Genomic DNA, 20,076 nt, shown 5'->3' with positions numbered 1-20,076 from the left:
TAAAAATAGTTTGATTTGATTGAACTTTAAAGAAACAATATACAAATTGAAATTATTAATGATGAGTAATATTTGGCAAGGCAGATTGGACGGAGAAGAACTTCTCCATCACAGAATATTTCAAAGAGTAAAAGAAGAACGTAACTACGATAATATCGCAACGGATGACTTCGTACTGCATGGTTTTGCTGTAGATGAAGGAGTAAGGCGAAATAAAGGCCGTCAGGGAGCTAAGGACGCACCTGATGTAATCAGAAAAAACATGTCCAATTTCCCGGTGATTCTTCCTGACTTTTCAATGCTGGATTTTGGGAATATTACCTGTGACGATGGTAATCTGGAAAATACACAGAACAATCTTGCTAAAAATGTTTCAAAAGTACTTTTAAAAGGCGGAAAATCCCTTGTATTGGGTGGAGGCCATGAGGTTACATATGCTCATTATTTAGGAGTCAAAACAGCTTTTCCGGAGCAAAAAATAGGGATTATTAATCTTGATGCCCATTTTGATAACAGACAGCCGGAAAAAGGAGTAGGGGCAAGCTCAGGAACCGGATTCTGGCAGATTGCTCAGGAAGGTCCTATCAATTCTCTGCATATTGGAATTCAGAGAAACTCCAATACACTGAAGCTATTTGATACTGCTCATCAGTACGGAATGAAATATATTCTGGCTGATGAACTGTTTTTTGAAAACCTTCCGTCAATCTATCAGCGTATTGACGAATTATTGGATACGGTAGATTATGCCTATCTTACAATTTGTATGGATGTCTTTAATGCATCTGTCGCTCCCGGAGTTTCGGCTGCAGCGTATAACGGAATCTTTGCGGATCCAACCTTTATGCATTTTTACAGGCATATCTTAAAAAATAAAAAATTGGTTGCAATGGATGTAGCGGAAGTTAATCCTTCTTTCGATATCCAGGACCGAACAGCAAGACTGGCAGCATGTCTTGTGAATGAATGGCTAATGATTTAAGATAAAGCTATATTCTTCCGATAGAGAAAATCATTATTTTATTGACCTTTAAGGAATGAAATTTGCTGATTTCACCGTGCTTTTAAAACAAAAGCGCTCATAAATTCATTAGCTGAATTTAAAACAGATTTATATTATGGAACAATTAATTGAAAGCAAGCTTATTAAAGCAGATAAAGCGTTTTCAGTGTGGAGAAAAGTGCCGTTTGAGGAAAGGCAGAAGTTAATTGCAAAAGCAGCAGAAATTTTAAAGAATAATTCAGAGAGATTTGGTAGAATAATTACAACAGAAATGAATAAGCCCATTTCAGAATCAATAGCTGAAGTGGAAAAGTGTGCTTTAATGATGAATTATTATGCCGCTGCTGATAATATTTTGAAACCAGAAAAAGTAGAATCTGAATTTGCTTATTCTGAAGTTCATTACGCTCCGAAAGGAGTGATTTTAGGAGTAATGCCATGGAATTTTCCTTTTTGGCAGGTATTGAGATTTGCTACTCCTGCAATTTTAGCTGGAAATACAATTGTTTTGAAGCATGCTTCAATTTGTTTCGGAAGCGGAAATGCAATTGAAGATGTTCTTTTGGAAGCAGGTTTTCCGGAAGGTATTTTCCAGAATCTTGAAGTAGGACACAAAGCAGTAAAGGAAATTCTTGAGCATGATGCTGTAAGAGGGGTAAGTCTTACAGGAAGTGGAAAAGCCGGCGGTGAAGTAGCGTCAATAGCTGGTTTAAATATCAAAAAATCTTTGCTTGAATTAGGTGGAAGTGATGCATTTATCATTTTTGATGATGCAGATCTGGAAGCAGCAGCAAAAGCTGGAGTAAAATCCAGACTTCAAAACTGTGGACAAACCTGTACTGCGGCTAAAAGATTTATCATTGACGAAAAAATCGAAAATGAGTTTCTCCCTATATTCATTGAAGAATATAAAAAATATGAAATTGGAGATCCCTTAGATAAAGAAACCAAATTGGCAGGAATGGCAAGACCTGACCTGGCTGATGAGTTGGAAGCTCAATTCAACAGAGCGTTGGAAAATGGTGCAGAAATCATTATTCCTCTGGAAAGAATTTCAGAAAATGAATTTAAGCCAGGCTTAATCAGAGTTCAGGAAGGAAATCCAATTTTAAAGGAAGAGCTTTTCGGACCTCTTGGTATGGTTATGATTGCAAAAAATGATGAAGAAGCCTTACAAATGGCTAATGATATTCCTTTTGGGCTTTCCAATTCTGTATGGACAAAAAATAAACACCGCCAATTATTCTTCATTGAAAACCTTGAATCAGGAACAGTCAATATCAACAGAATGACAAGCTCTGATCCGCGTTTTCCGTTTGGAGGATCAAAAGCTTCAGGATATGGAACAGAATTATCCCTGTTGGCTTTAAAAGAATTCGTGACAGCTAAGACTATTGTAGGTAATTAAGATGTGTAAATGTCATTCCGAGGAATCTCAGAGATTTTTCACTTCACTCCGTTTTGTTCAGAATGGCAAACGAACATTTATAAGTTAAGAGTAGACTTTACACTATAAACAAAAACTCCCGGAAATCATTTCCAGGAGTTTTTTATATGTTTTTTACAAAAGTAATTTTGCTTATACTGTCGTCAATCTCAGCGTATTCGTTTTTCCACCTTCGTATGATGGAGTAGCATTGATATTGATTACAAAGTCTCCGGTTTCAATATAACCGTAGTTATGAGTCAGCATATTTACCTGGATGATTGTTTCATCAGTAGATTTCTTCATATCATAATAGTATGCGTGAACACCCCAAAGAAGGTTCAGCATGGTAATCACTCTTTTGTTACCACTATATACAATGATATGAGAGTTTGGTCTGTGTGCTGCAAGCTGGAAAGCAGTGTAACCAGAGTGAGTAAGCGTCACAATAGCAGAAACGTTTGTTGTTTTAGCAATTCTTACCGCTGCAAGACAAACCCTGTTTGTAATGAATCTCTCATCAATACAGTTATAATCTTTTTCGATTGGCTCATTTTTGTGTTGGTAAAAATGAGTGGTCTCGATATTCTTTACGATTTTAGCCATATTTTCCACTACCTGTACCGGATATCTGCCTACAGAAGTTTCTCCGGAAAGCATTACTGCATCAGCTCCATCCAATACAGAGTTGGCAACGTCATTTACTTCTGCTCTTGTTGGTGTCAAACTGTTGATCATGGTCTCCATCATCTGGGTAGCGATAATCACCGGCTTAGAATAGAATCTTGCTTTTTCTACCAGGTTTTTCTGGATCGCAGGAACTTCTTCCATTGGAACTTCTACTCCAAGATCCCCACGAGCTACCATTAATCCATCACATTCAAGAAGGATTTCCTCAATATTTTTAACGCCTTCAGGCTTTTCAATCTTCGCAATAATCGGAGTCTTGAATTTACCATTTGGATGCGCTTTGATAAGCTCCTTCAAGTCGATAATATCCTGAGCATGACGAACAAATGATAAGGCAATCCAGTCAACCTCCATGTCAAGCATGAAATTGGCATCCTGAATATCTTTTTCTGTCAATGCAGGAAGAGATACATTTGTATTAGGTAGGTTCACTCCTTTTTTAGAACTTAACGGACCTCCTTGAATGGTTTTTGCTTTTACGGTATCTATTTCATTGGTTTCGATAACTTCCAGCATTAGTTTTCCATCATCAATAAGGATTCTTTCTCCTACTTTTACATCTTGTGGAAACTGTTGGTAAGTCATATACACCTTAGTGGAATCTCCCTCCATCTTTTCATTGGTAAAAGTAAGAATATCACCTGGATTCAGGTAAGATCCTTCCTTTACAACTCCCACTCTCAGCTTTGGCCCTTGAAGATCTCCCAGGATTCCTACTGAATAACCATACTCGCTGTTTAGCTCTCTAATTATTTCAATATTGTTTCGAACTAAGTCGTAATCTGCATGGGAAAAATTTATTCTGAAAATATCAACACCCGCTTTCATTAAATCTAACATTACCTCCTTCGATGACGAAGCAGGCCCTAGTGTTGCGATAATTTTTGTCTTCTTTAAATACTTATTCATAATACTGGATAATTTGATAAAGTTCTTCATCAGAACTCAGTGTATAATCTTGAATTGGAAACACAAGATTTTCAGGGAGCAAAATTACGGAAAAATCAGGAAACTGTTCCGAACTATGCAGAATATATTCCACATCTACCTGATTATTTAATAAAAATTTAATGTTTTCTTCTTCTGTAAAGAGTTCTGTCTGAACTTTTTTTTGCTTACTTTCAGAAGATTTATTTGAAATAAAGGTAAAACAGGTCCTGGAAAACTTGTGATAGGCCTCAAATCGTGGAAAAAAATAATCATAATATCCTCCATGAAAGACAAGATCTTTTTTTCGTGAAAAGCTGAGATTGTTGGCTTGATTTATTTTGTAAAAAAACTCATGAGCAGGTACATCTTTTGCTAATCTTACCAATCCTATGGTAATATCTTCAAATTCTATATCATCAAGATCATAAAGTTTTTGAATTTCCAAGTATATTTTCTTTTTTATTTAAAATATAAAATGCCCTTTGTGCTGCCTTTTCCTCTGCTTTTTTCTTGGAAGTTTCTGTTGCATTAGCAATTTTTCCTTCACCCAGCCACACGTGACATCGGAATACCACAGATTTATTAGCTTGTATTTCTTCGCAGGTTTCGTATTTTATATTGACCTTCTTCTTTTGGCTCCATTCGAGCAGTAGACCTTTATAGCTTACAATTTTGTTTTCAAGCTTATTGATTTCAGAAGGGGTCAGCAATTTTTCCAAAATAATCCTTTTACAGGTATCATAATGGAAGTCTAAATAAACGGCACCAATTAGGGCTTCGAATAAATTTCCGGAGATATTCTCGCCCAAAGCAGAAGAACTGTTTTGCTTTTGCAAAAGGTTGGTAAGCTTAAGGTCTTCGCCTAATTTATTGAGGTTTTTCCTATTAACAATCTTAGATTTCATTTGGGTCAGATATCCCTCATTAGCCTGAGGATAGGTCTGGAACAAATGACAAGAAATAATTGTACCCAAAACAGAATCTCCCAAAAATTCAAGCCTTTCGTAGTTGCTGTCTTGATTTTTAGAAGAATTTTTCAAAGAAAAAGCTTCGCGGTAAAGAGCTATATTCTGTACCTCTGTACCTAACACTTTTTTAAGCTCGGTACTGAGAAAATACTCTCTCTCCGTTAATTGTCTTTTTCTTTTTTTGAGAAGGAATTTAGAAAAGTATTTCTGTAACTCCATTCATTGAATTTAGATTTTCTTAAATAGAACGCAAGCGTTATGCCCGCCAAATCCAAAAGTATTGCTCATGGCTACTTTTACATCTTTTTTCACAGCTGTGCTAAACGTAAAGTTTAGTCTGCTGTCAATATTTTCATCATCAGTAAAATGGTTGATGGTAGGAGGAACAATACCATGAATAATAGTTCCCAATGCAGCGATAGCTTCAATAACACCTGCAGCACCAAGAAGGTGGCCTGTCATTGATTTTGTAGAATTAATCTGAATGTCGTAAGCATGCTCGCCTAATAATCTTGAGATTGCATTGGATTCTGCGATGTCTCCTAATGGAGTAGAAGTACCATGCATATTGATATGATCTACTTCATCAGCAGTTAAACCTGCATCTTCCAGGCAACTCTTCATTACCAGATAAGCACCAAGGCCTTCAGGGTGAGGAGCAGTCATGTGATGTGCATCAGCACTTAGACCTCCTCCTAATAATTCTGCGTAAATTGTAGCACCACGTTTTACAGCGTGCTCATATTCTTCAAGAATAATACATCCTGCTCCTTCACCTAATACAAATCCATCTCTGTCTTTGTCAAAAGGTCTTGAAGCTGTTTTAGGATCATCATTTCTTGTAGAAAGTGCCATCATTGCATTAAATCCACCGACACCACTTGCTGTAACGGCTGCTTCAGAGCCTCCGCACACAATCACGTCTGCTTTTCCCAACTGGATCAGCATTTTGGAATCAATTATAGCGTTTGCTGAAGATGCACATGCAGATACGGTAGTGTAATTAGGTCCGTGGAAACCATACTCAATAGAGATATGTCCTGGAGTGATATCCGCAATCATTTTCGGAATAAAGAACGGGTTGAATCTCGGAATTTCCGTATTGGCCCATCCTAACACTTCAGTTTCAAAAGTCTCTAATCCTCCGATTCCGGAACCCCAGATTACTCCAACTCTGTTTTTATCTACATTGTCTTCAATAATTCCAGAATGTGCTACTGCTTCTCTGGCAGCAACAAGCCCCAATTGAGTGTTTCGGTCCATTTTTTTAGACTCTTTCTTGTCGAAATGCTGTAACGGATCGAAATTTTTCACTTCGCAAGCGAACTTCGTTTTAAAGTTTGTGGCATCAAAAAGAGTAATCGGAGCGGCACCGCTCTCACCTTTTACAAGATTTTCCCAGTATTCTTTTGCATTATTTCCTATTGGTGTTATTGCTCCAAATCCGGTTACAACTACTCTTTTTAATTCCATAAACTTTGTTTAATTTCTTTTTTGTTGAAGAATATTATTTATTTACTACTTCTTCGATGTAAGCGATAGCGTGCCCTACAGTAGTAATTTTTTCAGCTTGGTCATCAGGGATCTGAATATTAAATTCTTTTTCAAATTCCATGATTAACTCAACTGTATCTAGTGAATCAGCTCCTAAATCGTTAGTGAAGCTAGCTTCAGGAGTTACTTCTGTTTCTTCAACGTCAAGCTTATCCGCGATGATAGCTTTTACTCTTGATGCAATGTCTGACATAGTAAATTATTTTTTTAATTGTTAGATGGTGCAAATATATAAAATTCTTTACGATAAAACATTTTTTTAGCCTTTTTTGTGGACGAGAAGCTTTCATTTTAAATTGTGTCGCTTTAGTCTTTTAGTTTTCAGTAGGTTATAATTTGTTATGTATTGAGTGCTAGATTTCAAATTCAAATAAGCTGGAAGTATTTCAAAGGATACCTTTTTATAATATGAAAGTGATAGCAGAAATCGTAACACTTTGTATTAGTTTTTGTATTTGGAATTAGTAAGAAATTTGGAAAAAGCAAGATTAAATGTGCTCAAAGAGAAAGAATGATAAGCTAGGTGGGTAGATCCTTTTTTGCAGAAGCAATAGGGTTTAATGATAATATTTCATTTATTAGATATAACTTTTTAAGTTATTTCACAATGAAGTTTAAAAGGTGATGAAGAAATAGAATGGCTTAGGAATTATTTTGTGCAGGTCGTGCTAAACTATCTGAGATAAATTGGAATATACATAACTATACTCAATAGTGACACTGGAGAGCAGGTGATTGAAAGTCTTTTAATTCAAAAAATGGCAACTAATAGTGGTAGTGACTATGAAGAAGTTCGTTAAGTTCAGTTCGATTATAGTAGAGCTATTCGTCAAATTCACAATGATATTCTGAATCAGGTGTAGTAATAAAAAAAGAGAATCTGATTTTCCAGATTCTCTTTTATTTTAGTGGAGTTGGAGGGATTCGAACCCTCGTCCAAACAAGCAATACATAAGATTTCTACATGCTTATTCTACCATTGGTTTTCGACTGAAGGCAGAGGGCAGACACCCAACTTCCAGCTTATCTTCTAAAGTTTTCGAATTTTAGCCGAAGCTTCTAAAATCTTATTCCCGCATTCCTATATCTCAGGATCAAACGCCGCAGAACAGAGCATTTGTGAGATATCTTGCTTCCTTACTATCTTCAGGAAAACGCTTGATCTACTATACTTCGATATTAAGCTGCAAGAGCGAACTCTTCGTTGCCAGTTAAAATTTTGTAGCAAGGGATTATAGAGATCGCGCTACGGTTCTCTGCATGCTTACTTACCCATTGGTCTTGCTGTCGAAACCAGTCAACCCCATGAATAAAGTGAATGCAAAGGTAATGCTTTTTGTTTATATTTCATTAATATGGGTGTTTTTTTAATGAGAAGAGATTGTAAAATAAATAATTTGAAGCGGTTAGCAATTGAATGTTTAGTCATTGTGGATAAAAATATTATCATAGTTAAATGCTTTTAATACTGGGTTTGTAAAGGGTTTTTAAATGAAAGAGTAATTCTTTGTGGTAATATATTTTGTGTTTTAAGAAAAATTGTCTAGTTTTGCAATCCAAAATGAGATGTAAAATATGTTAATAATTCCAGTAAAAGATGGTGAATCCATCGACAGAGCTTTAAAAAAATACAAGAGAAAATTTGATAAAACAGGTACAGTTCGTCAATTAAGATCTAGACAAGCGTTTATCAAGCCTTCTGTAACTTTGAGACAATCAAGGTTAAAAGCTGCTTACAAACAAAGAGCACTTAGTAAAGAAGAGCAGGCTTAAGATTTTTTCTTAACCATATATTAATTCACTTCTTAAATTCTTATATTTGAGGAGTGAATTTTTATTTTTATACCTATGATGCTGGAAAAGTTTTTAGAATACTTACAATTCGAAAAAAGGTACTCTCCTCATACTGTTACAAGCTACAAAAAAGACCTTGAAGACTTCTCCCATTTCTTTCTCCGAACAGAGTCTTCTGACAATCTGGCCAAAGCAGACAAAAAAATCATCAGAAATTTCATTGTTGAACTGAGCGAAAACGATATTTCCAAAAGAAGTATCAACAGAAAATTATCTTCTCTACGTAGTTTTTATCTTTTTCTTTTAAAAATAGGCGAAATTAAAATTTCTCCCACCGAAGGTATCTCTTCCCTGAAGTTTTACGCTGAAAAACAAATCCCTATGTCTAAGGAGGAAATGACAGATCTTAATGACAGGATCTTTGAGCAGATGCATGATGTGCTTGAAAAATGCATCATGGAAGTTCTTTATCAGACAGGTATGCGTAAAGCGGAACTTTGTGGCCTGATATTTGAGCATGTTGATTTATGTGAAAATGAATTAAGAGTCATAGGGAAGGGAAATAAAGAAAGGGTAATTCCTGTCTCCAATGAACTGTCTGAACTTCTTAAAAGCTATCTGGCGATAAGAAATCCGCAGACAGAATTTAAATCATATTTTTTTGTAAATAAGAAGGGGAAAAAACTCAACGAAAAATTTGTTTATGTGGTAGTTAATAAGTACCTTAGTCTTATAACAACGAAAGAAAAAAAAAGTCCTCACATCCTTCGTCATAGCTTTGCTACTCACGTATTGGATAATGGGGCGGAGATCTCCAAAGTAAAAAAAATATTAGGGCATTCAAGTCTTGCCAGTACTCAGGTCTATACGAATGCTAATATTGAACAATTGAAAAAAGTGTTTAATCAGGCTCACCCTCGAGCTTCAAAAAAAGAAGAATTATGAAGATTTCAGTACAATCAATTGGTTTAACTCCACACGAACCACTAGAGTCACACATTGACAAAAAAGTAAGTAAATTAGATACCTTCTATGACAAGATTCAGGAGTGTAAGGTATTTTTGAAAGTAGAAAATAACGCTGATAAAGTGAATAAAACAACTGAGCTTATTCTGGCGGTTCCGGGAGATGATATTGTAGTAAAAAAGACATCTGCAAGTTTTGAAGAAAGTCTAGACCTTTGTGTTGATACTGCTAAAAAGCTATTAATCAAGAAAAAAGAAATGGCGTAGAAAAAAAAGTTCAAAAAAGTTTATAAAAAATTTGAGAATTCAAAAAATCCGTTCTATATTTGCACTCGCAAAAAAGGAACAGCGATCTTTTGAATTCTTTTTTATATTTGCCTCCATAGCTCAGTTGGCCAGAGCACGTGATTTGTAATCTCGGGGTCGTGGGTTCGAATCCCTCTGGAGGCTCATTTTAATATAAAATATCTGGGGAGATTCCAGAGTGGCTAAATGGGACTGACTGTAACTCAGTTGCTTCGGCTTCGTAGGTTCGAATCCTGCTCTCCCCACTTTATATTTTTATAAAAAAAAACTTGCAAGATTAAATAAGTTTTCTTAGTTTTGCACAGCGTTTACCAATGGTTTTGGAAACAAAATTGCGGAAGTAGCTCAGTTGGTAGAGCGTCAGCCTTCCAAGCTGAATGTCGCGGGTTCGACCCCCGTCTTCCGCTCAAAAAAATACCTCGATAAGAGTGATTTTTTTTAACACTGAAATGTGTAGAGTAGATTCTCTCAATCACTTTCAGTCTTTTATTAAAATGCCTCCATAGCTCAGTTGGCCAGAGCACGTGATTTGTAATCTCGGGGTCGTGGGTTCGAATCCCTCTGGAGGCTCATTTTAATATAAAATATCTGGGGAGATTCCAGAGTGGCTAAATGGGACTGACTGTAACTCAGTTGCTTCGGCTTCGTAGGTTCGAATCCTGCTCTCCCCACTTTATATTTTTATAAAAAAAAACTTGCAAGATTAAATAAGTTTTCTTAGTTTTGCACAGCGTTTACCAATGGTTTTGGAAACAAAATTGCGGAAGTAGCTCAGTTGGTAGAGCGTCAGCCTTCCAAGCTGAATGTCGCGGGTTCGACCCCCGTCTTCCGCTCAAAAAAAAATCACGCTACTTAGTGTGATTTTTTTAGTTGATGCCGACTTAGCTCAGCGGTAGAGTGCTTCCTTGGTAAGGAAGAGGTCACGGGTTCAAGTCCCGTAGTTGGCTCTCGATTTTCCCGAATTTCTTCGGGATTTTTTTTTTACCCCTATTTTTTGAAAATAAGAATGAAGTGATTGTGTCACTGAAGAAGTTTTATAGTTAAACACTTGCTTAAACAAAAGTGTAAATTGATTCCATTCCATTTTTTTCTCCAGATCATTTTTAATGTGTTAGGAGCAGGATATTGGGGTGCCGTGGAAATTTTTACTCCATCTTTAGAATCACAATCATAAAATTTTCGTTAAATTCGTGTAAAATAAATTTTTGATGAATATTCTTTTATTAGAAGATGATCTCATTCTGTCTGCAGAACTTTGCCGATTTTTAGAATCAAATAATTTTAACTGTGATAAAATCTACGACGGGGAAACTTTTCTCCGCCAGATAAAAAATAATACTTATGAGCTGTATTTGCTCGATATCAATGTTCCTAAAATAAATGGGCTTGATGTCTGCCAGACAATCCGTTCTTTTGATAAGAATACACCAATCATTATCATTTCTGCCTATGGAGATATCTCTGATAAAAAGGATGCCTTCACCAGACTGGCTGATGATTATCTGGTAAAGCCTTTTCAGTTTGAAGAGCTTCTTTTAAGAATGAATTCACTGCTGAGAAGAAAAGCACCTTCCGATAATTCAGATCAGGATATTCTCAGAATTGATGATCTTATTATCAACAAGACCGAGCAGAAGGTCTATCGTGGAGGAAATGAAATCACCCTTACATTAAAAGAATTTCAGCTGCTGGTTTATCTTGCGGAAGCGCAGGGAAGAACGGTTTCAAAACAGCAGATTACAGAACATGTTTGGGAACATAATTTTAACACGAATACCAATACAGTTGAAGTTTATATCAATTTCCTAAGGAAAAAGATTGACAAAGATTTTAAAATAAAACTGATCCATACCCGTTCAGGTTTCGGATATTACCTTAGCCCATTATAAATGTCTTTAAAAAGGAAGATAGCTTTAACGATCAGTATCGCCTTTTCATTACTTTTTGGAATGGTGATGGCGGTCATTTATTTATCTTTTAACGATTTCAGAAGAGATGAATTTAAAGAACGCTTCAGGCAGAGACTTGAATTTACTTCCCATTTCATTTCCAAATCTAAAGACTTTGAAGAGGAAGCTCCGGTTTTCTTTAATGAAAATTCAGATAACATTCTTTTGAATGAAAAGATTTTAATTTTCAATGAAAAAAAAGAGCTGATCTACAGTACCATCAAAGACCGGAATGTCACCTGGGACAGTGCGATGCTTAAAGAACTGGATAAAAAGAAGATTATCTATACGGAAAGAACAGTTCCGGAGATCTATGCCGCACTCAGGACTATTAATGGTGAAAACTATTATATTCTTACCAGTGCCTTTGATACCAATGGAAAATCGAAGCTGGGGTTTCTGAAATACCTTTTGATTACCGCTTATGCCATGAGTACCCTTCTTATTGGCTTTTTCAGTTATTATTTTGTTGAAAAATTCCTTCGTCCGCTGGAAGACCTGAACAAAGAGATTTCTGAAGTGACGGCCCATAAACTTACAACACAGATACCTGTTGAGCAGTCTAATGATGAAGTCAGTGTGCTGGCAAAATCATTTAATACAATGATCGGAAGGCTGGATGACGTATTTCAGTCACAAAAGGATTTTACGGCAAGTGCTTCCCATGAGATCAGGACCCCTATAACAAGAATGGCATTTCAGCTGGAGAACCTCATAAAATTTGAAGAACATTCCCCGGAAACCCTGTCTTCTTTACAACAGATTCAGCGGGATGTATATCAATTGTCAGATTTGACGAATTCACTTTTGCTGCTTACAAAATTTGATAAAGAAAATATTCAGAGTATTTATGAAGAGGTAAGGATTGATGAAGCCATCTTTGAGGCTTTTGAAGCGGTAGAGAAAAGTTATCCACAGCTTAAGCTGGATTTTCTGATTAATGAAGAGAGTTCCGAAAATGCTTTTCTGATGATAAAGGGAATTCAATCGCTATTGGTCATTGTCTTTATTAATCTCTTTAAAAATGCAGCAGTATATTCTGACAATTCAGAAGTGAATGTCTTGATTACCGAAACGAATGATACCCTTTCTGTAGAAGTTCTTTCTCATGGGAATACTATTTCCGAAGATGAGCAGACCAAACTGTTTGAAGCTTTCACTAGAGGAAATAATGCTCAGAATATTGCGGGATCAGGTTTAGGACTTAGAATTGTCAAAAGGATTCTGGAATATCATGATGCTGATATCATATATTCTTCCCCTCAGGAATATATTAATAAATTCACTCTAATTTTTAAAAAATAATATTCAAAAGCAACTGGTCTCAAATGCAGTTGCTTTTTGTTAAACTCCAGATTAAATTTTTGAATAAAAATTCAACTATTGGAGAATAAAACACCTGTTCAACTGCTGTTTTCTTTCTTTGAAACGTCCTGTAGAAGGAGATTTTAATATTTTTTTAAGCACCATTTAAGTTTCTTTTAATAGCATCAGAGCAATTTTGTAATTTAAAAAGAAAAACAATGAACAGAATTGCAGTGCTGTGTCTCGCCGTTTCCTCATTCATGGCAGCACAACAGCAGATGTCTCTTTTGGATTGCGAAGAAGCCTTTCAGAAGAACAACCTCCAGCTGCTCGCCGAACAATACAACATCAATATGGCTGATGCAGATATTCTGCAGGCTAAAATCTGGGAATTGCCACAATTAAGCGGACAGTTCAATGCTTACAATCCTCAGGATAAGAAGATTTTTGATGTAGGACGCTCAAAAGGAGCAGGAATTACTCAATTGATCTATATGGGTGGTAAAAAGAAAAATGAAATTGCTTTTGCCAGATCCAATAAAGAACTTGCCCAACTTCAGTTTTCCCAACTGTTGGCAGATTTAAGATCTCAGCTTCGTTCCGCCTATTTCAACCTTTATTACGAAAAACTAAAACTGGAGAACACCAATAAGCAGTTAGGGTATATGAATGATCTTTTAAACGCTTATCGTGTACAGTCCGCAAAAGGAAATATTTCCCTTAAAGATGCTGTCAGGTTACAGAGTATTGTGATCCAGCTGAATCATGATAAACTGGAGATCAATAAAAATATTCTGGATTTTGAACAGAATCTGAAAGTTTTAACAGGTGTTTCGGAAGAAATAGAGCCAACGATGTCTGAAGCTGAAGCTAAAGAATCTCTGGCTGCGCAGCCTTTCGGAAATGAAGAAGAACTGAAAAGTAAAGCGCTGGAAAATAATGCAGATTACCAATACAATCTGAAACTCATTGATAACAGCAAGTTATATGCACAATGGCAGAAATCCTTAAATGTTCCGGATGTGACCGTAGGTGCTGCATGGGATCAGGCAGGCGGAACTTTCAATAATGAAGCGAACCTTACCTTAGGAATTCCTTTGCCCTTATGGAAAGCGAATCAGGGGAATGTGGTAAAAGCAAACTATGCTATTCAGCAGAATCAGAAAAATGCTGACTTTCAGAAACTGACCCTGGAAACCAAAGTGCAGTCTGCTTATAAAACCTGGAAAGCTCAGTATGACCAGCTTTCGGACATCAAAACTACAGATCTGCAGAATATGGATCTTGTATACAATGGAATGCTGAATAATTTCAGAAAAGGAAATGTCAACCTGATTGAATTCACAGACTTTATGGATAGCTACAGGGAAACAGCACTGCAGATCTATGATATGAAAAATGAGATCATGCAGTCAGCGGAACAGCTCAATCAATTAGTACAAACGAAAATCTTCTATTAATCATGAAAACATATATTATCCCCGTATTGATGGCCCTTTCATTATTGGCCTGTTCAAAAAAAGAGGAAGAGAAAACCAATCACGTCAAAAAAGGATTTGAGTTGAGCAACACGATGTTGAATTCTGTTTCCCTGGCCAAAGTTGAAAAAAAGAATATAGAAGATGAATATAGCTTTTACGGAAAGATCTCTGCCGATAAAAATAGTTATATAGACGTTTACCCGTTGGTAGGAGGAAACGTGATGAGTGTAAATGTAGAGCTGGGTGATTATGTGAAAAAAGGACAGGTACTGGCAACAATCAGGAGTACCGAGCTTGCAGAAATTCAAAAAGATGTAAGCGATGCAAAAACAGATCTGGTAGTGGCGAAAAATAATCTTCGTGTTGCAAAGGAGCTGTATGAAGGAAAGCTAAACACTGAAAGAGATGTCCTGGAAGCCAAAAGCCAGTTACAAAAAGCAGAAGACCAGTTGCAGAGAGCAGCGGCAGTAAGTACGGTTTATAATGTGAAAACCGGAAATATATACAGTGTTGTAGCACCCATCAACGGTTATATTGTTCAGAAAAGTATCAATAAAGATATGCAGCTTAGAAGTGACAGAAGTGATAATATCTTTGATGTTGCCAATACAACCAACGTTTGGGCCATTATGAATGTTAACGAATCGGATATTGATAAAATCAGTCTGGGAATGAAAGCCCAGGTGTCCACTCTGTCTTACCCGGATAAAGTTTTTGACGGGAAAATTGATAAAATATTCAAAATTATTGATCCGCAAACCAATGCCATGCAGGCAAGAGTGGTATTGGATAATGCTAATGGACTCCTCATTCCGGACAGTAAAGCAACTATAAAAGTTTCCAGCCTGGAAAGCAATACGATGCTGACTGTTCCATCCAAAGCAGTGATTTTTGATGATAACAAAAGTTTTGTAGTGATTTTTAAATCCAGAACAGATGTGAAGGTCAGAGAAATTAAAGTATTAAAGCAGGTAGGTGATGTCACTTATATTTCAGATGGTCTGAAAGAAGGAGAAGAAGTGATTACCAACAACCAGCTGCTGATATACCGCTCCCTGAACAGCTAGCCTTACTTAAACCATTAAGAATATTGATATTTTTCTTTAACGGCTTTTTTAGGTCATCAATTTATCTATCATGAATAAATTCATAAAAAATATAATCGCTTTTTCACTAAAAAATAAAGCATTTACCTTTATCTGGGTAGCGATTCTAGCCATCTCCGGTTTTATAAGCTTCAAAAATATGCCTATTGAAGCTTTTCCGGATGTAACCAATACCCAGATTGTAATCATTACCCAATGGAATGGGCGCAGTGCAGAAGAAGTAGAACGTTTTGTCACAACCCCCATCGAATTGGCGATGAGCCCGGTTCAGAAAAAAACAAGTGTGAGAAGTACCACCATGTTTGGTCTTTCCATTGTTAAAATTCTGTTTGACGATGGAGTGGAGGATACTTTTGCCAGAAATCAGGTCAACAACCAATTAAGAACCATTAGCCTTCCTGATGAGGTAGATCCTGAAGTACAGCCACCCTACGGGCCAACCGGTGAGATTTTCAGATATACACTGGAAAGTAAAACAAAAGATTCGAGAGCGTTGCTTACTCTGCAAAACTGGGTGATAGATCGTGCCTTAAGAGGAGTGCCGGGTGTTGCTGATATCAATGTTTTTGGAGGGCAGGATAAAGTTTTTGAATTAAGTATAGATCCAAGAGCATTGGATAAATACAATCTGACTCCGCTTCAGGTATATGATGCTGTCACTAAAAGTAATCTTAATGTAGGAGGTGATGTTATTGAAAAAAACGGGCAGGCCTATGTAGTAAGAGGAATTGGATTGGTGAAATCAGTGGCCGATATCGGAAATATTACTATTCAGAATGACAGTGGAAACCCTGTTCTGGTAAAAAATGTAGCAGAAGTTCATGAAAGTTCAATGCCTAGAGTAGGACAGGCTGCCCTGAATCATCATGACGATACGGTGGAAGGAATTGTTGTCATGAGAAAAGGAGAAAACCCAAGGGAGGTTTTGGTAGGAGTGAAGGCTAAAATTAAAGAGCTTAACGAAAAGATACTCCCAAAAGATGTCAAAATGGTTACTTTCTATGATCGTGACAATCTGATGGATTTTACAACGCATACCGTAATGCACAACCTTATTGAAGGAATTGTACTGGTAACGGTAATTGTTTTAATTTTTATGGCCGACTGGAGGACAACACTGATTGTTTCCATCATCATTCCGCTATCCTTACTCTTTGCATTTTTATGTTTAAAGCTGGCCGGAATGAGTGCCAATCTGCTTTCATTAGGAGCGGTAGACTTCGGGATCATCATAGACGGAGCCGTCGTCATGGTAGAAGGACTCTTTGTAATGCTTGATCATAAAGCGAAACGGTACGGAATGGAGAAGTTTAATAAATTGGCAAAAGGAGGCTGGATCAAACAGACCGGAACCGGATTAGGAAAAGCGATCTTCTTTTCAAAATTAATTATCATTACTTCTCTGATTCCTATTTTCTCATTTCAGAAAGTAGAAGGAAAGATGTTCTCTCCTTTGGCTTTTACCCTGGGATTTGCATTAATTGGAGCATTGATATTTACATTAACTCTGGTTCCTGTTCTTTCCCATATCCTTTTAAATAAAAATGTAAGAGAAAAAAATAACCCATTTGTTAATTTTTGGGACAGAATTGTTTTAAAAGGCTTTAATTTAACATTTAAGCATAAAAAGACGAGTATGATCGTTGCTATCTCTTTCCTGGCAGTTACTTTATTTTCCGGGAAATTTTTGGGAACAGAATTCCTGCCTCAGCTGAATGAAGGTTCACTTTGGATCACTGCCGAAATGCCGATGAGTTCCTCATTAAAAGAATCTCTGAAAACAGCAGACCTTTTAAAGAAAGATATTATGAGCTTCTCAGAAGTCACAGATGTTCTGGCACAGACGGGGAGAAGTAATGACGGGACGGACCCTAATGGATTTGGATTCGTACAGTTTGCGGTCAACCTTAAGCCAAGAGAAGAATGGAAGCGTAAGATCACCTATGATGAGTTGATTAATGAAATTGATAAAAAGCTCAGAAGCTATCAGGGAATTACTTTCAATTATTCCCAGCCGATTTCAGATAATGTAGCGGAAGCAGTAGCCGGTTTTAAAGCAGAAAACGGAATCAAAATCTATGGTGATAACCTGGAAACTCTGGATAAAATAGCCAATGAAGTTTTATTAAAAGTTAAAGATGTAGAAGGGGTAAAAGACCCCGGAATTATTAAAAATATCGGCCAGCCGGAAGTAAGTGTTGTATTGGACAGGGATAAAATGGCGGCTTACGGCGTAATGCCTGCAGATGCACAGGCTGTATTGGAAATGGCTTTTGGTGGAAAAACCGCTTCAGAAATGTTTGACGGTGAAAGAAAATTCCCGATCCGTCTGCGTTATTCACAGGAATACAGAACCAATGAGAATGATATTGCGGCTTTGATGGTTCCTACACAGGATGGAGCAAAAATCCCTTTAAAAGAAATAAGTACCATTGTTAAAGATAACGGAGCTGCATTTATTTACCGGGACAATATCAAGCGATATATTGGTGTTAAATTTTCAATCCGTGACAGAGATTTGGGAAGCACTATTGCGGATGCCCAAAAAAAAGTTGAAACTATTGAGCTTCCGGATGGTTATTCTGTAGGATGGACAGGTCAGTTTGAAAACCAGCAGCGGGCCTCTCACAGATTGACGCAGGTAGTTCCCGTGAGTATTCTGATGATTTTCTTTCTGTTGTTTATCTTATTTGGAAATATGAAAGACTCTCTTCTGGTATTGGCGAATGTACCATTTGCTTTAATAGGAGGAATTATCGCTTTACACGTTACCGGAATCAATTTTGGAATCTCTGCGGGAGTAGGTATGATTGCTCTTCTGGGTATTTGTATTCAGAACGGGGTAATTCTTATCACAGAATTTCATCAGAACGTGAAAGACGGTCTTGATATAGATTCCGCCATATTAAATGGGGTGAAATCCAGAACCAGGCCCGTAATTATGACAGCGCTTATGGCCTCTATCGGATTGATGCCGGCAGCATTGTCTACAGGAATCGGGTCAGAATCTCAAAAACCTCTGGCGATTGTCATTATTGGGGGGCTTATTACAGCTACCGTGCTTACACTGCTTATTTTCCCAATTATTTTCTGGATATTCAACCGGACAAAAAAGCTCAGCCATATATGATTTTTCTTTCATTTATATATTAGTAGAGCCTGGAATATTCTGTATTTCAGGCTTTTTCATAAAAGGTTTCAGAAAGTTTTTTTCAATCAGGAAAAATATGTAAATTTGCAGTCTCAATACGTTGAAATATAAGGTTTGTCCTTCATTGGAAGAGAATATTGAAAGTTTTTTTAATAAAAAGTTTTTGGTATTTAAAAATTCATTATATTTGCACACCGAAAATTTGAAAAACAATAAATAAATAATTTTAAATCATGGCAAAGGAAACGTTTAATCGTAACAAACCACACTTGAACATTGGTACTATTGGTCACGTTGACCATGGTAAAACTACTCTTACAGCTGCTATTTCTGCTGTATTAGCTAGCAAAGGTCTTGCTGAGAAAAAAGACTTCTCTGCAATTGACTCTGCTCCAGAAGAAAAAGAAAGAGGTATTACTATCAATACTGCTCACATCGAATACGAAACTGAAAAAAGACACTATGCTCACGTTGACTGTCCAGGTCACGCCGACTATGTTAAGAACATGGTAACTGGTGCTGCTCAAATGGATGGAGCTATCGTAGTATGTGCTGCAACTGACGGTCCAATGCCTCAGACTAGAGAACATATCCTACTTTGCCGTCAGGTAAACGTACCTAGAATCGTTGTTTTCATGAACAAAGTTGACATGGTAGATGATCCAGAGTTATTAGAGCTTGTTGAAATGGAGCTTAGAGACTTATTATCTACTTACGAATTTGACGGAGACAACTCTCCAGTAATTCAAGGTTCTGCATTAGGAGCTCTTACTGCAGCTACTGCGTCTCCTGCTAACACAGAAGATAAGTGGTTCAAGAGCGTTGAAGAATTGATGGATGCTGTTGATACTTGGATCGAGCAACCACCAAGAGATACTGAAAAGCCATTCTTGATGCCAATCGAAGACGTATTCTCTATTACAGGTAGAGGTACTGTAGCAACTGGTAGAATCGAGGCTGGTGTTATCAACACTGGTGATCCAGTTGATATCGTAGGTATGGGTGACGAAAAATTAACTTCTACTATTACAGGAGTTGAGATGTTCAGAAAGATCCTAGATAGAGGTGAAGCTGGAGATAACGTAGGTCTATTGTTGAGAGGTATTGAAAAAACTGACATCAAGAGAGGTATGGTTATCGCTAAGAAAGATTCAGTTAAGCCACACAAAAAATTCAAGGCTTCTGTTTATATCCTTTCTAAAGAAGAAGGTGGACGTCACACTCCATTCCACAACAAGTACCGTCCTCAGTTCTACGTAAGAACTACTGACGTTACAGGTGAGATCTTCTTACCAGAAGGTGTAGAAATGGTAATGCCTGGTGATAACTTAGAGATCACTGTAGAATTGTTACAGCCAATCGCTCTTAACGTAGGTCTTAGATTTGCGATCAGAGAAGGAGGTAGAACAGTTGGTTCAGGTCAGGTTACTGAAATCCTAGACTAATTA

16 protein-coding genes, 7 tRNA genes and 1 other RNA gene are annotated in these 20,076 nt (G+C 36.9%); 18 read left to right on the top strand and 6 right to left on the bottom strand.

The genetic code is table 11. The annotated features are described in order from the left end of the window. Window positions 1–61: 61 nt before the first annotated feature. Window positions 62–982, top strand: coding sequence for a formimidoylglutamase (gene hutG / locus ACTJIP_RS19145; protein WP_077419353.1), 921 nt, complete (start codon window positions 62–64; stop codon window positions 980–982). 136 nt (window positions 983–1,118) lie between these two features. Continuing rightward, a complete protein-coding gene (locus ACTJIP_RS19140; protein WP_440704956.1) occupies window positions 1,119–2,411 on the top strand; it encodes an aldehyde dehydrogenase family protein in 1,293 nt (430 codons plus the stop codon). A gap of 171 nt (window positions 2,412–2,582) precedes the next feature. On the opposite strand, the gene pyk is transcribed toward ACTJIP_RS19140, so the two are convergent. The 6 genes from pyk to ssrA form a co-directional block, all read right to left on the bottom strand. Then, on the bottom strand, window positions 2,583–4,028 hold the full coding sequence (pyk, locus tag ACTJIP_RS19135) for a pyruvate kinase (RefSeq protein WP_077419354.1): 1,446 nt from the start codon (window positions 4,026–4,028) through the stop codon (window positions 2,583–2,585). After that, entirely contained in the window at window positions 4,021–4,494 is a 474-nt protein-coding gene (locus ACTJIP_RS19130) for an IPExxxVDY family protein (protein ID WP_047386079.1), read from the bottom strand. The genes pyk and ACTJIP_RS19130 overlap by 8 nt, the downstream gene beginning before the upstream one ends. Continuing rightward, on the bottom strand, window positions 4,472–5,236 hold the full coding sequence (rnc, locus tag ACTJIP_RS19125; protein ID WP_077418880.1) for a ribonuclease III: 765 nt from the start codon (window positions 5,234–5,236) through the stop codon (window positions 4,472–4,474). The genes ACTJIP_RS19130 and rnc overlap by 23 nt, the downstream gene beginning before the upstream one ends. Before the next feature lie 9 nt (window positions 5,237–5,245). Then, window positions 5,246–6,490: a beta-ketoacyl-ACP synthase II gene (gene fabF, locus ACTJIP_RS19120; RefSeq protein ID WP_077418881.1), complete on the bottom strand. Its 1,245-nt coding sequence runs from the start codon at window positions 6,488–6,490 to the stop codon at window positions 5,246–5,248. Window positions 6,491–6,524: 34 nt separating this feature from the next. Continuing rightward, complete coding sequence (locus tag ACTJIP_RS19115) at window positions 6,525–6,764, bottom strand: acyl carrier protein (protein ID WP_002976354.1); 240 nt, start codon at window positions 6,762–6,764, stop codon at window positions 6,525–6,527. 713 nt (window positions 6,765–7,477) lie between these two features. Next, window positions 7,478–7,876, bottom strand: a transfer-messenger RNA (tmRNA) gene (gene ssrA, locus ACTJIP_RS19110). Window positions 7,877–8,146: 270 nt separating this feature from the next. Here ssrA and rpsU point away from each other — a divergent pair. The 16 genes from rpsU to tuf all read left to right on the top strand — a co-directional run bounded on the left by rpsU (window position 8,147) and on the right by tuf (window position 20,073). Further along, entirely contained in the window at window positions 8,147–8,344 is a 198-nt protein-coding gene (rpsU, locus tag ACTJIP_RS19105; RefSeq protein ID WP_047379266.1) for a 30S ribosomal protein S21, read from the top strand. Between the two features lie 78 nt (window positions 8,345–8,422). Further along, window positions 8,423–9,310, top strand: a complete 888-nt coding sequence (locus ACTJIP_RS19100) for a tyrosine-type recombinase/integrase (protein WP_440704996.1) — start codon at window positions 8,423–8,425, stop codon at window positions 9,308–9,310. Then, a complete protein-coding gene (locus ACTJIP_RS19095) occupies window positions 9,307–9,597 on the top strand; it encodes an HPF/RaiA family ribosome-associated protein (protein WP_047386085.1) in 291 nt (96 codons plus the stop codon). The genes ACTJIP_RS19100 and ACTJIP_RS19095 overlap by 4 nt, the downstream gene beginning before the upstream one ends. Window positions 9,598–9,706: 109 nt before the next feature. Then, window positions 9,707–9,780, top strand: a tRNA-Thr gene (locus ACTJIP_RS19090). Between the two features lie 20 nt (window positions 9,781–9,800). Continuing rightward, window positions 9,801–9,881 (top strand) — tRNA-Tyr (locus tag ACTJIP_RS19085). An 89-nt stretch (window positions 9,882–9,970) separates the two neighbouring features. After that, window positions 9,971–10,043, top strand: a tRNA-Gly gene (locus ACTJIP_RS19080). Between the two features lie 89 nt (window positions 10,044–10,132). Further along, window positions 10,133–10,206, top strand: a tRNA-Thr gene (locus ACTJIP_RS19075). 20 nt (window positions 10,207–10,226) lie between these two features. Continuing rightward, window positions 10,227–10,307 (top strand) — tRNA-Tyr (locus ACTJIP_RS19070). 89 nt (window positions 10,308–10,396) lie between these two features. Then, window positions 10,397–10,469, top strand: a tRNA-Gly gene (locus ACTJIP_RS19065). Between the two features lie 42 nt (window positions 10,470–10,511). Beyond that, window positions 10,512–10,583: transfer RNA gene (locus ACTJIP_RS19060), tRNA-Thr, on the top strand. A 261-nt stretch (window positions 10,584–10,844) separates the two neighbouring features. Further along, complete coding sequence (locus ACTJIP_RS19055; protein ID WP_047379264.1) at window positions 10,845–11,525, top strand: response regulator transcription factor; 681 nt, start codon at window positions 10,845–10,847, stop codon at window positions 11,523–11,525. Next, window positions 11,526–12,890: an ATP-binding protein gene (locus ACTJIP_RS19050; RefSeq protein ID WP_077418883.1), complete on the top strand. Its 1,365-nt coding sequence runs from the start codon at window positions 11,526–11,528 to the stop codon at window positions 12,888–12,890. Window positions 12,891–13,108: 218 nt separating this feature from the next. Beyond that, complete coding sequence (locus ACTJIP_RS19045; RefSeq protein ID WP_180564640.1) at window positions 13,109–14,350, top strand: TolC family protein; 1,242 nt, start codon at window positions 13,109–13,111, stop codon at window positions 14,348–14,350. Window positions 14,351–14,352: 2 nt separating this feature from the next. Further along, a complete protein-coding gene (locus ACTJIP_RS19040; protein ID WP_180564639.1) occupies window positions 14,353–15,438 on the top strand; it encodes an efflux RND transporter periplasmic adaptor subunit in 1,086 nt (361 codons plus the stop codon). Between the two features lie 70 nt (window positions 15,439–15,508). Then, entirely contained in the window at window positions 15,509–18,607 is a 3,099-nt protein-coding gene (locus ACTJIP_RS19035; protein WP_440704955.1) for an efflux RND transporter permease subunit, read from the top strand. Window positions 18,608–18,861: 254 nt separating this feature from the next. After that, window positions 18,862–20,073, top strand: a complete 1,212-nt coding sequence (tuf, locus tag ACTJIP_RS19030) for an elongation factor Tu (protein WP_034687396.1) — start codon at window positions 18,862–18,864, stop codon at window positions 20,071–20,073. Window positions 20,074–20,076: the final 3 nt, after the last annotated feature.

The sequence above is a fragment of the Chryseobacterium sp. 22543 genome (genome assembly GCF_052044565.1).
Lineage (GTDB): Bacteria > Bacteroidota > Bacteroidia > Flavobacteriales > Weeksellaceae > Chryseobacterium.
Note: the sequence above shows the minus strand (reverse complement) of the source record. Positions and strands in the feature narration are given on the sequence as shown.